This window comes from Vibrio makurazakiensis, assembly GCF_050337375.1.
Lineage (GTDB): Bacteria > Pseudomonadota > Gammaproteobacteria > Enterobacterales > Vibrionaceae > Vibrio > Vibrio makurazakiensis.
The window spans coordinates 1-15,293 of record NZ_JAKJSW010000041.1; the positions used below are offsets into that span (position 1 = coordinate 1).

At 43.5% G+C, this 15,293-nt stretch carries 13 protein-coding genes; 8 read left to right on the top strand and 5 right to left on the bottom strand.

Features of this window, described 5'->3' with window-relative positions:
- The first annotated feature begins 11 nt into the window (after positions 1-11).
- From trpS to L4C33_RS06775, 7 genes are all read left to right on the top strand, one after another.
- Entirely contained in the window at positions 12-1,031 is a 1,020-nt protein-coding gene (trpS, locus tag L4C33_RS06745) for a tryptophan--tRNA ligase (RefSeq protein ID WP_428811699.1), read from the top strand.
- Between the two features lie 353 nt (positions 1,032-1,384).
- Positions 1,385-3,979 carry an ExeM/NucH family extracellular endonuclease gene (locus tag L4C33_RS06750; protein ID WP_428811673.1) on the top strand — a complete coding sequence of 865 codons (2,595 nt, stop codon included), beginning with the start codon at positions 1,385-1,387 and terminating at the stop codon, positions 3,977-3,979.
- Positions 3,980-4,134: 155 nt separating this feature from the next.
- Positions 4,135-4,713 (top strand): aminodeoxychorismate/anthranilate synthase component II, encoded by a 579-nt coding sequence (locus L4C33_RS06755; RefSeq protein ID WP_428811674.1) that lies wholly within the window; start codon positions 4,135-4,137, stop codon positions 4,711-4,713.
- A gap of 379 nt (positions 4,714-5,092) precedes the next feature.
- Complete coding sequence (locus tag L4C33_RS06760; RefSeq protein ID WP_428811675.1) at positions 5,093-6,304, top strand: aspartate aminotransferase family protein; 1,212 nt, start codon at positions 5,093-5,095, stop codon at positions 6,302-6,304.
- Positions 6,305-6,397: 93 nt separating this feature from the next.
- Positions 6,398-7,417 carry an arginine N-succinyltransferase gene (gene astA, locus L4C33_RS06765; protein ID WP_428811676.1) on the top strand — a complete coding sequence of 340 codons (1,020 nt, stop codon included), beginning with the start codon at positions 6,398-6,400 and terminating at the stop codon, positions 7,415-7,417.
- Between the two features lie 60 nt (positions 7,418-7,477).
- The gene (astD, locus tag L4C33_RS06770; RefSeq protein WP_428811677.1) at positions 7,478-8,935 is read left to right on the top strand and encodes a succinylglutamate-semialdehyde dehydrogenase; all 1,458 of its coding nucleotides are present in this window, start codon (positions 7,478-7,480) and stop codon (positions 8,933-8,935) included.
- A 194-nt stretch (positions 8,936-9,129) separates the two neighbouring features.
- Positions 9,130-9,921: a DUF1338 domain-containing protein gene (locus L4C33_RS06775; RefSeq protein ID WP_428811678.1), complete on the top strand. Its 792-nt coding sequence runs from the start codon at positions 9,130-9,132 to the stop codon at positions 9,919-9,921.
- A gap of 88 nt (positions 9,922-10,009) precedes the next feature.
- On the opposite strand, the gene crp is transcribed toward L4C33_RS06775, so the two are convergent.
- The 5 genes from crp to L4C33_RS06800 all read right to left on the bottom strand — a co-directional run bounded on the left by crp (position 10,010) and on the right by L4C33_RS06800 (position 14,566).
- Positions 10,010-10,642 (bottom strand): cAMP-activated global transcriptional regulator CRP, encoded by a 633-nt coding sequence (gene crp, locus L4C33_RS06780; protein WP_017036097.1) that lies wholly within the window; start codon positions 10,640-10,642, stop codon positions 10,010-10,012.
- 244 nt (positions 10,643-10,886) lie between these two features.
- Positions 10,887-11,756 carry a phosphoribulokinase gene (locus L4C33_RS06785; protein ID WP_428811679.1) on the bottom strand — a complete coding sequence of 290 codons (870 nt, stop codon included), beginning with the start codon at positions 11,754-11,756 and terminating at the stop codon, positions 10,887-10,889.
- A 107-nt stretch (positions 11,757-11,863) separates the two neighbouring features.
- A complete protein-coding gene (locus tag L4C33_RS06790; protein ID WP_428811680.1) occupies positions 11,864-12,076 on the bottom strand; it encodes a YheU family protein in 213 nt (70 codons plus the stop codon).
- A gap of 112 nt (positions 12,077-12,188) precedes the next feature.
- Complete coding sequence (locus L4C33_RS06795) at positions 12,189-13,181, bottom strand: hydrolase (RefSeq protein ID WP_428811681.1); 993 nt, start codon at positions 13,179-13,181, stop codon at positions 12,189-12,191.
- Positions 13,178-14,566 carry an aminotransferase-like domain-containing protein gene (locus tag L4C33_RS06800; protein ID WP_428811682.1) on the bottom strand — a complete coding sequence of 463 codons (1,389 nt, stop codon included), beginning with the start codon at positions 14,564-14,566 and terminating at the stop codon, positions 13,178-13,180. Before L4C33_RS06800 ends, L4C33_RS06795 begins: the two co-directional genes overlap by 4 nt.
- Positions 14,567-14,696: 130 nt before the next feature.
- On the opposite strand from L4C33_RS06800, the gene L4C33_RS06805 reads away from it, so the two are divergent.
- Positions 14,697-15,293, top strand: coding sequence for a LysE family translocator (locus L4C33_RS06805; protein ID WP_428811683.1), 597 nt, complete (start codon positions 14,697-14,699; stop codon positions 15,291-15,293).

Here is a 15,293-nt window from a genome sequence, read left to right on the forward strand (position 1 = left end):
GAATCATAAGCATGAGCAAACCCATCGTATTGAGTGGTGTTCAACCATCTGGTGAACTAAGTATCGGTAACTACTTGGGTGCTCTACGTCAATGGCAACAGATGCAAGATGACTACGATTGCCAATACTGTGTTGTAGACCTTCACGCAATTACGGTTCGTCAAGATCCGAAAGCGCTGCATGAAGCGACTCTAGACGCATTAGCAATCTGTCTTGCTGTCGGTGTTGATCCAAAGAAGAGCACGCTATTTGTTCAGTCACACGTACCAGAGCATGCTCAGCTTGGTTGGCTTCTTAACTGTTACACACAAATGGGTGAACTGAGCCGTATGACTCAGTTTAAAGATAAATCTGCACGTTACGCGAACGACGTAAATGCAGGTCTATTCGGTTACCCAGTGCTTATGGCTGCCGACATTCTATTATACGGTGCACACCAAGTGCCGGTTGGTAATGACCAAAAGCAGCACCTAGAGTTAGCTCGTGATATCGCAACGCGTTTTAACAACGTGTATAGCACTCCCGAGCAACCAATCTTCCAAATTCCAGAGCCGTACATTCCAACAGTGAATGCACGTGTAATGAGTTTACAAGATGCGACTAAGAAGATGTCGAAGTCAGATGATAACCGTAAGAACGTGATTACTCTGCTAGAAGACCCTAAGTCGATCATCAAGAAGATCAATAAAGCGCAAACAGATGCAGAAACACCACCACGTATCGTAAGTGACTGGGAAAACAAAGCAGGCATCTCTAACTTGATGAGCCTGTATTCAGCGGCAACGGGTAAAACCTTCGAAGAAATTGAAGCACAATACCAAGGCGTTGAAATGTATGGTCCATTCAAGAAAGACGTTGGTGCTGCTATCGTTGAAATGCTTGAGCCGATTCAGTCTGAATACAAACGTATTCGTGAAGATCGTGCTTACATGGACACGGTAATGAAAGCGGGTGCAGAAAAAGCTTCTGAGCGTGCAGCAGTGACCTTGAAGAAAGCGTACGAAGCGGTAGGCTTTGTGCCTCGCCCATAGTCACTCTCAAGTGTTGCCGAAACCACCTATTTAGTAGGTGGTTTTTTTATATCTATAGATAAGTATAAATAGAAAAAATACCTGATTTACCTTTAGGTTCCCTAGCAAATTTACCAATTTAGAGTTGGGATTAGTATCTAACTTTGGTGTGTTTGACTTTATAAATTTGGTCTAATTTCGATTTGTGTTGAAAAATGACACCATGCCAAATAATTGACCATTGGAGGGTGATGGTTTCCTCATTTTTTTAGCAACTGACTTATTCCTTTCATAAATAAACCTGATAGTTAACTCAAAATACATGGCTGCTTATAGACAGTCGGGAACATAAAATAACGAACTCAGGTGAAACAATGGAACTCTTTCATAAACCATCATTACTTGCGATAGCTATCGGTAGCTTGCTATCCACTAGTGCTAACGCTGATTTATTCATTTCTCAATACGTTGAAGGTGGCAGTTACAATAAGGCCGTAGAAATTGCGAATAGTGGTGATAGCAGCATTAATTTAGACGGTTACTCATTAGCTAAATCAGCAAACGGTGATGGTTCGTGGGGCGCATCTTTACCTTTAGATGGACACGTTTTAGCGCCAGGCGAAGTACTTGTTGTTGCACACTCGAGTGCGAGTGATGAAATCAAAACGGTTGCAGACATCATTAATTCATCAATTGCCAATCATAATGGTGATGACCCATTGGCGATTCTGAATTCAGATTCCTCTGTGTTAGACATCATTGGTTTGATGGGCGATGTTGATTGGGGTAAAGATGTCACGCTAGTCCGTGCTGTTCAAACGCCATCGACTACTTTTGATGCGTCTCAGTGGGTGTCGTTACCAAAAGATAGCATTGAAGGGCTAGGCTCGTTAGATGCGGTAGAGTTACCGGAAGCCTTTACTTGTACGCAAGATGGTTCTGACCCTGTATTTACGACAATTCAAGAAATACAGGGTGAAGGTGGAACTTCGCCATTCATTGATGGCTATCCGTTCATTACCGATGACGAATATTTCGTTAAGGGTGTTGTGAGCGCAGTGACAACCGGTCTGACAAAAGGGTTCTACCTACAAGCTTTAGAAGATGACTTTAACTCAAGCACCTCTGAAGGTTTGTTTATTCACACTAACCAGTCGAGCTCTGAACTAAAAGCGGGTGATGTGGTTTGTGTTAAGGGTAAAGTACAAGAATATTACAGCCATACTCAGCTTAAAGTTGAGAACAACCAGTGGCTAAAACAGGGTGAGCAAGAAGCCCCACAGGCGACAGAGATTGAAGCTTTAGCTAGTGATGCTTCATTTAAAGAAACTCTAGAGCGCTACGAAGGCATGTTGGTGAAAACCACTGAAGCGCTTGATATGCGTGTAACTCGAACTTTCGGTTATGACTACGCGGGTCGCCGTAATAATATGGTTTTGGCTCATGAGCGTATCAACATGCAGCCGAACCAATTATTCCCTGCTGGTTCAGATGAAGCGAAACAGCAAACGGAAGACAATGCTGACCGTCGCCTATTTGTAGAAACGGATCAAAAAGCAGGGGACGGAGAAGTTCCTTTCTACCCTAATTTTGCCCGTACTGATGTCGACCAAGATGGCTCAACAGAAGATTACATTCGCATTGACGATACTATTGTTGGCCTAGAAGGCGTATTGACATACAGCTATGGAGAATACCGCTTAATCACGACTAACCAAATCTCGGCAGAAAACTTCGTACGTAATGACCCACGTACCGAAAAGCCTGATATGGACGAAGGTGATTTACGTATCGCGACATTCAACGTACTTAATTACTTTAATTCTCCATTCGGTGGGGACGCTAATTTGCATGGCGGTAACCGTGGTGCAAACACCCAAACTGAATTTGAAATGCAGCAAGAGAAAATTGTGAATGCGATTCTTCGTTTAGATGCTGACATTATTGGATTGATGGAAATTGAGAATAATGGTTTCGGTGAAGGCTCTGCTATCCAACAGCTTGTGACTCAATTGAATGACCGTATCGATCGTAAGAAAGATCGTTATACGTTTGTCGCTGTGGATTCAAATGAAGATGGTGTTACCGACGAGCTAGATTCAATTGGTACTGACGTGATCACCACTGGTGTTATTTACCGTGAGAAAGTCGTAAAGCTTAAAGAAAGCCGCGTGATTGCGATGCCAAGTCAGCAAGCACCAGAAGTGCTAGACGATGCTGGTAAGGTAATTGAAGACGGTAAGAACTATCAGCGTGACTCTTTGGCTCCGACGTTTAAAGTGAAAGGAACAAAAGAGAAGATCACTGTAGCGATTAACCACTTTAAATCGAAAGGCTCTAAATGTTGGGAAGATGCTGCACCTGTAGAGCAGGGTGGTCAAGGTGGCGTTGACGCTGACAAACAAGGTTCGTGTGAGAACTTCCGAGTGGCAGCTGCTGTTGCATTAGGTGAAGCCCTAGACGGTATTAAAGGCCATAAGGTGATCCTAGGTGATATGAACTCGTATGGGATGGAAGATCCTATGCTGATTCTTACAGATTACTCTGCAGAGAAATACGGCAAAGAGATTAAAGCAGCGCGTAATACTTACATTGCAGGCGTACCGCAGTTTGGGGATGATGGCGCGGTAATTACCCACAATTACGGTTACGTAAACGCTGTAGCTCAGAAACACCCGAATAGCTGGAGCTACTCTTATAATGATGAAGTAGGGGCTCTTGATCACTTGCTGATCAGCGATAGCTTAAAAGAGAAAGTTGTCGATGCAACGGATTGGCATATCAATGGCGGTGAATCTACTTTGTTTGACTATAACGAAGAGTACAAAGGTGATTTGCCAAAATACCAAGATCACTTCCGCTCTTCTGATCATGATCCAGCTGTTCTGGAACTTCGTATGGCCGGTTCATTTGGTATAGGTGCCTTAATGTCATTGTTTGGCCTTGCTGTATGGCGTCGCCGTAAGTAAGTTAACTTGTAGATACCTGTAAACAATTAAGGTCAGCTTAGGTTGACCTTAATTTTTAGTCTGACGCACTTTCCACTTGCCTTTCCTCATGGGTATTGCACAATACCGCCCTTATATCCCCCAATCACTTAGTGTTTAGCAAACGATTTCGACTCATGTTACTTATCATCGATAATTACGACTCTTTTACCTATAACTTGTATCAGTACTTCTGTGAGTTAGGGGCGACTGTGAAAGTTGTTCGCAACGATGAAATAGACTTAGCCGGTATTGAAGCGTTAAATCCAAGTCATTTAGTAATTTCTCCAGGTCCATGTACTCCGAACGATGCTGGTATCTCTCTTGCCGCAATTGAACACTTTGCTGGTCAATTACCTATTATGGGCGTTTGCTTAGGCCACCAAGCGATTGCACAAGTTTTTGGTGGAGAAGTCGTTCGAGCAAGACAAGTCATGCATGGGAAAACCTCCCCTATTCGTCATAATGGCAACAGTGTATTTCAAGGCTTAAATAACCCACTTACCGTAACTCGCTATCATTCCTTGGTTGTGAAAAATGGTACGTTACCAGACTGCTTCGAACTGACGGCTTGGACTGAGTTTTCAGACGGTTCTATGGACGAAATTATGGGTTACCAGCATAAAACCTTACCGATTGATGCGGTTCAATTTCACCCTGAATCGATTAAAACAGAGCAAGGACACCAGTTACTAGCTAACTTCCTAGCTCGTTAACTGTTTAAGCTTGTCTGACCGCGATCACTATTTATAACATTTTCTTAATCCTTTTTTACAAAAGCTGACTTTGCAAACTTATTCGCCGTATTTAGTGCGGGTAGGTCTATTCTGCTGTCCCCGCTATGCTTACTCACTGTTGTACTTATCATTATTAAAAAAAAGCTTCATAAAACAGATTACTTGATGCATAAATAGTCATAGGTAGTGACGTTTGATCAGTTGATTTGCAGAGTGAAAGAATAATCTACTATTGAAATGGTTAATTAAATGTAAATACAATGCTGCAGCAGGATAAAAGCGGAACAAAATAATTTTGTCTCACTTATAAATCATTACGCTTATTTGCGAAGCATGCGGTATCGATAAGGAATGTGCGATGACAATGGAAAATAAAGTAGAACGTAGTCTTTTTAACGAGGTGATGGTGCCTTGTTATAACCCAATGGAAATGATCCCTGTGAAAGGGGAAGGCGCACGCGTTTGGGATCAAGAAGGCCGCGAATACATCGATTTTGCTGGTGGTATTGCCGTGAGCTGTCTGGGTCATTGTCACCCAGCTATGGTGAACGCCGTTACTGAGCAAGCAAATAAGCTTTGGCATTTAAGTAATGTCATGACCAATGAACCAGCACTACGTTTAGCTAAAAAATTAACAGACGTAAGTTTTGCTGACAAAGTCTTCTTCGCTAACTCGGGCGCAGAAGCAAACGAAGCTGCACTTAAGTTAGCTCGTCGCTGGGCTGCTGATGTTCATGGTGAAGAAAAATCTGAAATCATCGCTTTCCAACAAGGCTTCCATGGCCGTACTTTCTTTACCGTTACTGTAGGTGGCCAAGCAGCTTACTCTGATGGTTTTGGTCCTAAGCCTGGTGATGTAACACATTTGCCGTACAACGATGTAGCAGCACTTGAAGCTCAAATCTCTGATCGCACCTGTGCAATCATGATGGAGCCACTGCAAGGTGAAGGCGGGATCATTTCTCCAACACCAGAATTCGTAAAAGCAGTACGTGAGCTGTGTGACAAACATAATGCATTGCTGATTTTTGATGAAGTTCAAACTGGTAATGGCCGTACTGGTGATTTCTATGCTTATCAAGGTCTAGGTATCAAGCCAGATATCCTTAGCACGGCAAAATCATTAGGTGGTGGTTTCCCAATTGGCGCAATGCTAACGACAGACGAATTAGCACCACACCTGAAAGTGGGTACACATGGTTCAACTTACGGTGGTAACCCACTGGCATGTGCAGTGGCTGAAGCTGTTGTTGATGTTGTGAGCCAGCCAGAGACGCTAGCGGGTGTTAAAGAGCGCGAAGCGCTATTCCGCGAAGGTTTGACTAAGATTAATGATAAGTACAACTTGTTCAGCGAAGTTCGCGGTAAAGGCTTACTGCTAGGCGCTGCACTGAATGAAGAGTGGCAAGGTCGCGCACGTGATGTGTTAGTTGCTGCTGGTAAAGAAGGCCTAATGGTGTTGGTAGCGGGTGCAAACGTTGTTCGTTTCACACCATCGCTAGTGATTACCAAACAAGAAATAGAAGAAGGTTTAGCTAAACTAGATAAAGCAATTGCTACTTTAGTTTAGTAACCGGTAACGCCATATCGCTGTTTGATATGGCGAATACCACAAGGCCCAGCTGTTAGTTTTGGGCCTGTTTTGCATCTGGAGGGAGTATTGATGCTAGTTGTTCGCCCTATAAAATTATCCGATTATGACGCGCTGCATACTTGCGCCGTTGAATCTGGACATGGATTCACATCTCTTCCGGTTAACGAAGAACTGTTAACTAACCGAATTACCCATTCTGAATATAGCTTCACAAAACCGAATGTCACTGAACCTGGTGATGAAGGTTACCTCATGGTTGGCTTTGATAGCGAAACTGGTGAAGTCGCAGGTACTACTGGCATAGAAGCATCGATTGGCTGGGACGTTCCTTTTTATTCTTACCACATCAGCAAGGTTGTTCACTCATCTCAAAAGCTTGGTGTAAATAACGTCGTGAAGCTTTTGACGTTTGGCAATAATTACACTGGCTGTAGTGAAATTTGCACGCTATTTTTGCGCCCAGCGTTCCGTGGTGGTTTGAATGGCCGTTTAATGTCTAAGTGTCGATTCTTGATCATGGCTGAGCACCCAGAGCGTTTCTCAGAAACTATTTTTGCAGAAATGCGTGGTGTTTCTGATGACGAGGGTAACTCTCCATTTTGGCAATGGCTGCAAGAGCACTTTTTCTCGATTGATTTCACTTTAGCGGATTACCTAACAGGTATTGGTAAAAAAGGCTTTATTGCTGACTTAATGCCTAAACTGCCAATTTACGTCAACCTACTGAGCAAAGAAGCACAATCGGTTATCGGTCAAGTTCATGACAATACGCGCCCTGCACTTAAGCTGCTTGAGCGAGAAGGTTTCACTAACCGTGGCTATGTCGATATCTTCGATGCAGGCCCTACGGTGGAATGTGATTTGAGAAATATCGAATCGGTTAGACATTCTATTCGAGCAAAAGTAACGGTGGCTGAACATTCTAGTTCACAAGATTTCTTGATTGGTAACACCTCATTTGAAAACTTCCGAGCGGCGGCTGCTAAAGGCGCCTATGACCAAGCAAGCGACACAGTGATTTTGTCACCAAGCGTTGCAACGGCATTGGAAGTAAAAGAAGGCGACTTCGTTCGCATGTTGGCTCAGTAAGAGTAAGCGACACGGTGGTATACACCTGACGTGCGCAGATTGAATTTAAGGATAAGCAGTATGACTCAGTGGATTGCAGGGCAATGGGTAGCCGGTCAAGGTGAAGCAATGACTTCACTCAGCCCTTTCAACAATGAAGTAATTTGGCAAGGCGATAGTGCGACACCAGAGCAGGTGGATTCAGCAGTACAGTCTGCACGTGACGCTTTTATCGTTTGGAAGAAGCTGAGCTATGAACAACGTGAGGCTGTTGTATTAGCTTTTGCTGAAAAAGTGAAAGAGAACAGCGAAGAAATCGCACAAATCATAGCTAAAGAAACGGGTAAACCAATTTGGGAAACTCGTACGGAAGCGGGCGCGATGGCTGGTAAAATCGCTATTTCTATTCGTGCATACCACGAGCGTACTGGTGAAGCTTCTCGTGAAGCAGCGGGCAACCAAATAGTTCTTCGTCATCGTCCGTTAGGTGTTATGGCGGTATTTGGGCCATATAACTTCCCTGGCCATTTACCTAACGGTCATATTGTTCCTGCGTTACTTGCTGGTAACACCGTAGTATTTAAGCCATCAGAGCAAACACCTTGGACTGGTGAGTTTGTCATGAAACTGTGGCAAGAAGCGGGTTTACCTAATGGTGTCATTAACCTTGTGCAAGGCGCAAAAGAAACAGGGATTGCGCTAGCAGGCTCTAAAGCATTAGATGGCGTGCTGTTCACGGGCAGTGCTAACACAGGTCATGTATTGCATCGTCAATTTGCAGGGCAACCAGATAAGATGCTTGCTCTGGAAATGGGTGGTAATAACCCAATGGTGATTTCAGACCAGTACGGTGATGTGGATGCAACGGTTTATACCATTATTCAATCTGCTTTCATCAGTGCAGGCCAGCGTTGTACATGTGCTCGTCGCTTGTATGTTCCTGTCGGTGAAAAAGGTGATGTACTACTTGAGAAGCTTGTCGCTGCAACACTGAAAATTCGAGTTGACCAGCCATTCGCAGAACCAGCACCATTCATGGGGCCTCAAATCTCAGAAGCGGCTGCGAAATTCATTCTGGATGCACAAGCAAATCTACAATCATTGGGTGGCGTCAGCTTAGTAGAAGCGAAAGCGGGTGAAGCTGCATTCGTTACTCCGGGTATTATTGATGCTACGGCAATCTCAGAATTACCTGATGAAGAATACTTCGGGCCCTTACTACAAGTGGTTCGTTATGAGTCATTAGAGCGTGCGGTAGAGCTAGCGAATGATACTCGCTTTGGTTTATCAGCAGGTCTTGTATCAACCAATGACTCTGAGTGGGAATACTTTGTTGACCATATCCGTGCGGGTATTGTTAACCGTAACCGTCAACTAACAGGTGCAAGTGGCGACGCGCCATTTGGTGGGCCTGGTGCATCGGGTAACTTACGCCCAAGTGCATTCTACGCTGCGGATTATTGTGCTTACCCAATGGCTTCAATGGAAGGTAATGAGACATTATTGCCTGCGACATTTAGTCCAGGTATCGAGCTTTAATATTTTCCCTCGCCGCTTTTAATCTCCTTCATGTTTCTGAAGGGAGTGATAACGGCGAGGCTTTAATAAAAAACAATAATAACAATATTTAGAATACATACGTCACAGGTTGATGGCTCAAACCGTTTAGGGGAGAGCCTTCACTTTAAATCCAATCTTCTAGCTTGCTAGACACCCCCCGACAAGGAGTCATCATGACGCCAGATGTATTATTCACTGCCCTATGGAAAGACTACATTCAACGCCTTTGCCCTTCAGCAGATAAGGTTCACCAACTGCTGCAAGAAGATGAAGCATTGATCAACGACCATATTGCATTGAGAACTTTCAACGTAGTACCTCTCGGTATAGAAACACTTGCTCAACCATTTCTAGATGCGGGCTATAAAGCTTGTGGTGATTATGTGTTCGAGAGCAAAAAATTGGTCGCACAACACTTTGAACATCCGGATATGAACCAGCCTAAAGTTTTCATTAGTGAGTTGAAAGTGGAAGAGTGCTCAGCAGAGTTACAAGCGATAGTCGCTAAGCTTGTTGAACAGGTTGATAGTGAAACACTGGCAGGGCATGAATTCTTGTCGTCGGGTAGATTATGGGAACTTAGCTTTGCTGACTACCAAACCTTAGCGAAAGAAAGTGAATATGCTTCGTGGCTTGCTGCACATGGTTATGGTGCGAACCACTTTACAGTAAGTGTCAATCAGCTGAATGAATTTGACGAAGTGAAAGATGTAAATAATCATCTGCGTCAATCTGGTTTCACGATTAACGAAGCGGGCGGGGAAGTAAAAGGGACACCAGAGGTATTGTTAGAGCAATCATCAACCATGGCTGACAAAGTACCCGTTACTTTTACTGAGGGTTCTGAAATCGTTCCTGGTGGCTTTTACGAGTTTGCTAAACGTTACCCTATGGATAATGGTGAGCTATACACGGGTTTTGTTGCTGCTTCTGCAGATAAGATCTTTGAAAGCACGAATGGCTAGTTAACCGCAGCCTGTTAAATTTAGAATATTAAAAAAGCCACCCAATTTGCATTGGGTGGCTTTTTAGTTTTTGCTCAGTTAATCGAAATTAACGAGTACCGTAAACTACAATAGTTTTACCGTGAGCAGAAATTAGGTTTTGCTCTTCTAGCATCTTCAAGATACGACCAACAGTCTCACGAGAACAACCAACGATTTGGCCGATTTCTTGACGAGTGATCTTGATTTGCATGCCGTCTGGGTGAGTCATTGCATCAGGTTGTTTCGCTAGGTTTAGTAGCGTTTGTGCAATACGACCAGTAACGTCAAGGAATGCTAAGTCACCTACTTTTTGGCTAGTCACTTGTAGGCGGTTAGCCATTTGTGAAGATAGACGCATTAGGATGTCTGGGTTTACTTGGATAAGTTGGCGGAACTTCTTGAAAGAAATTTCAGCTACTTCACAAGGAGATTTAGCACGAACCCAAGCTGTACGCTCTTGGTCTTCTTCGAACAGACCAAGTTCACCAATGAAGTCACCTTGGTTTAGGTAAGAAAGAATCATTTCCTTACCTTCTTCGTCTTTAATTAGAACCGCAACAGAACCTTTAACAATGTAGTAAAGGGTTTCCGCTTTCTCACCAGCGTGGATAAGCGTACTTTTAGAAGGGTACTTATGAATATGACAATGTGACAGAAACCATTCTAATGTTGGATCGGTTTGAGGTTTACCTAGAACCATAATATCTCACTTCCTCTGCAGGGTATGCTTGCTGCTTTCCGTGTTAATTAGCTAAGCCTTAAATATGGCCTAGTAGGATAAGAGCACTTTTACAGTGCTGCAAGCTATCTTGTGTTTCGGTTTAAAATAGTATCCTTTTTCGGTCACTATTTCTTGATTTTAATCGTGACCAACCTACGATTTTTTAAGCAAAATTGTGCACATGATCACGGTATGAAAAGTAACCTGGTAGCACGATGTACGGTTAACCTATTTTTCCGGTTTCAATGAGCTGCTGCAGGATTGGTCTAACGATCAGTTCCATAGCGAAACTCATCTTGCCGCCAGGGACAACAAGAGTGTTGTGACGAGACATAAATGAACCATCAATCATCGCCAATAAATATGGGAAGTCGACGTTTTTAATACCGCGCAATCGTATAACAACAAAACTTTCATCAAGGCTAGGAATGCCTTTGGCGTTTAATGGGTTGGATGTATCGACGGTTGGTACACGTTGAAAGTTAATATGAGTACGTGAAAATTGTGGGGTGATGTAATTGAGGTAATCATCCATAGAGCGGACGATAGAATCCATTACAGCTTCTCTAGAGTGACCACGGTCACGAGTATCACGGACAAATTTTTGTATCCACTCTAGGTTTACAATTGGCACCATGCCGATCAGCAAATCGACATGTTGAGATACGTTGATATCACCATCGACTACGCCACCATGTAGGCCTTCATAGAATAATACGTCTGAATCATCAGGGATATCTGTCCAGGGAGTGAACGTACCCGGCATTTGGTTATATGGAACTGCTTCATCAAAAGTGTGTAGGTAACGACGAGCTTGACCAATGCCTTCATTACCGTACTTACGGAAAAACTCTTCTAGTGTTCCGAAGTCGTTTGCTTGCGGGCCAAAGTAGCTAATGTGCTTACCTTGTTCACGAGCTTTACGGATCTCAACATCCATTTCTGGGCGAGTAAAGCGGTGAAAACTATCCCCTTCTACCCAAGCTGCCTTAACGTCCATCATATTGAACATTTTTCTAAAGGCTTCAGATGTAGTTGTTGTACCGGCACCAGAGGAACCTGTTACGGCAATAATTGGATGTTTAGCGGACATGACAACCCTTGTCTTTGTAGTAACTTACTTGTTAGCAATCGTTTTCTACTATAACACGACTTATTTTGAAGGACAGCATAAGGATAATTTCATGCTTTCTAGCATAATTACATGTGTCGACGTAATTGAATATCAACCGTCTCGTGCAGTTCTGAAAATACGATAACGGCTTCACCTTGTGCTAACTGATGTTTAACTTGGTCAATTTTATTTTGCAGTGAAACTTCCATATCACCGTAGTCAGTCCCTTCTCGAAGTACAAACTCTTTGATGAGGTTTTCAAGCGTTTCGGGTGCAATGTCTTGGTGTGGGATGATCATAAATACTTCTCTCTTTTATGTTCACAAAGTTGGTGAATGTCGATGATGTTAGCCCCAAAACTAGAACCACCTTGCGGTTCTAGTTCTGAGTTACTTAAGTTCTAGTGGGGTATTATGCCGAGTCTTGAATACTTTCATAGTAGGCAGGCAGTGCTTCTTCCAACCAAAATTTAGGATTGAGGGCACTACCTGAGATAAACCCAACATGACCACCGTTTTGAAACAGTCGATAATCGATATTATCAGGCAGAATGAATTTCGGGATCACATCATCGGTCATGAAAGGATCATCTTTGGCGTGGATGATCTGAGTGGGTAGTTTGATCTTTTTGAGCTTATGAATAGCAGAACATTGTGCATAGTAATCTTGCGCATTTTTAAACCCATGCAGAGGTGCAGTGATCAAATCATCAAATTCATATAAGCGCGTGATGTTTTTGATCATCACATCTGTAATACCGATCTTTTCTTGCAGTAAATGATGTTTTTTCAGGGCATTTTGTTTGAGAGAGCCGAGTAGATACTTACGGTAAACTCTGGAAAAGCCTTGTTCAATTCGGGATGAGCATGACGCAAGATCTAATGGCGCTGAAATAATAGTTGCAGCTGTCAGCAATGGATCATCTGAGTAATCCGCTAAGTAATTCGCTAGCATGTTGCCACCAAGGGAAATCCCAACGGCTACTTTAGGCTGCTTAGGAAAGCGCTCGTGAACGTGCTGTAAAAAGAATCGTGCATCCTCTACTTCCCCTGAGTGGTAAGCTCTGGCTAAGCGATTTGGTTTACCGCTGCAACCTCTGAAGTGCATCATCACTGAAAGCCAGCCGTCGTCGGCAAACGCATTCATTAACCCGTTGGCGTATGGGCTTTCAAAGCTCCCTTCCAAGCCATGAAACAGAATAAATATAGGCTTGTGCTCTAGGCCGTCGGAATCAGGAGTGTCTGAGTCTGGGCTCTCGCTCCAAGCAAGGTCAAGGAAATCCCCATCAGGCGTCTCTAGTGTTTGCCAGGTTGGGTTGAATAGCGCTTGTTTACGGATGAATCTAGGTATTAACGTTTGTAGATGTGGGTTGGTTAAGCCAGTTGCAGCTGTAAATACGGTCATAGAGCAAACTCAGTTAGAGGGTCCATTTTTAATAGGAGTTCGAGCTTAGTTAGCCCATGTATCAACTGAGCTTGGTCTATAGGTGAGCTGAGTGCAAGTCTCACATGCGGACTGATACTGCCTGCTGGTGGAGAGAATAGCTCACCAGACTTAACAGTAACTCCGAGTTTCGCCGCCGCTTGAACAAAATCACTCATACGCCATTGCTCGGGGATCGGTAACCAAAGATGAAAGCAATTGGTTTTGTAGATCGGGTTAAATGGGGCCAGGTATTCCAAAGCAAGCGTGAGCCTTTGTGCGACTTGTTGACGAACCTGCTGTAGAACTTGGTCGGCTGAGCCGTTTTCAGTTAACTCGCAAGCCAACGCTGTCAGCAGTGGGCTGACCATCCAACTATGATTTTGTAAGGTCGCAACTAAGGTCTGATATAAGCGTTTAGGCGCGTGGATATAACCGACTCTTAGCCCTGGTGCGAGAATCTTTGAAAATGCTCCAATATGGATCACTTGCTCAGAGTCGAAGTTAACTAACGGCGAAATGACGTCCTCTGCCAATAGTCCATTCACATCATCTTCAATAATGAGTAAGTCATATTGCTTGCATACATCGACAATGGCCTGACGCCTTTCTAAGGACATAATTGAAGTCGTTGGGTTTTGAAATGTCGGAGTCAGATAAATAAATCGTGCTTGGTTTTGTTTGCACGCTGCTTCTAAGCCTTCAGGAGTGATCCCTTCCTCGTCCATTTCTATCCCTTTGACCGACAGCTGTTTCTGCCTCGCGATACTTAGCAGTCCAGGGTAAGTGTATTTTTCGACAAAAATGGTATCACCAGGACGAGCGAAGCTATCTAGCACTACTTGGATGCCATGCTGAGCGCCAGAGGTGAATAACAGCTGCTGGCTTGTAACGAGAACTCCCTTAGATGAAAGCCATTGAGCARTCTGTTCTCGGTGGGATTCAATGCCATTGGGGCTTTGATACATCATTAGCTGATTGAGTACTTTTGGTGATTGAGACATTTTACCCATCGCTTGGGTCAACATCCCACTGCGCTCTATTTGAGGTGGGATGTTGTAGCCGAAGTTACACTCGGTATCCGAAGGGACGCTTTCCGCAAACACCCAGCTGGTTTTGTTTTTGTCTGTGACATAAGTTCCTGATCCCACTCTTGCTTCGATCAAACCACGACGTTCAGCTTCAGCGTAGGCTCGAGTAATTGTCCCAACGGTGACTTGTAATTGATCAGCCAGTTTACGGTGGGTAGGCAGTTTTTGATTAGCTTTTAGATCACCATGATCAATTTGCTCAGCAAGCTGATCAGCAATTTGCTTATACATTGGTGCACTACTTTGCTTGGAAAGTGACATTTCTTTGATTGTCATGGTGACAATAAACCTTTTGCTTAATGAAATCGTGATTGTTATGGTTATTTTGTCGACAAAAACATCACAAATCAATAATTAGCTCGAATTGTATCGGTACAATTTGAGCGGCACGACAAAAGGACATGTTATGGAGTGGCAATTTTTCTTTTCAGTAACTTTATTCGCAATTGTAATGACAGGAACACCGGGTCCTAACAATGTGATGTTGACAGCTTCTGGGGCTAATTTTGGCTATAAACGATCTATTCCGCATTTTCTCGGTATTGGGTTGGGTTTGGTTAGTTTGATTATTTTAAACGGAGTAGGACTAGGCGTTTTATTTCAAACTTATCCTATGATTCAGCAGGTGCTGAAAGTATTAGGCAGTGCTTATCTGCTTTACTTAGCATGGAAGATCGCTTCTTCGAGCTTAAATTCTAATAACGATACGAGTGCAGCAAAACCGATGACTTGCTTTCAGGCTATGTTGTTTCAGTATCTGAACCCTAAGTCGTGGGTAATGTCGATTACAGCCGTTGGATCATTTACCTACACAGATGAAAGTTACTGGATCTCTGTTCTGACTATTTCGGTTATTTTCATTGTCGTGCAGATACAAACATCTTCTGTGTGGGTTGGATTTGGTACTTTGATCCGTCGTTGGTTATCGAGCCCTAAAGCTTGGCAACGTTTTAATATTGGGATGGGAGCCTTAACAGCCAGTTGTGTAGTCTTTATCTGGTAA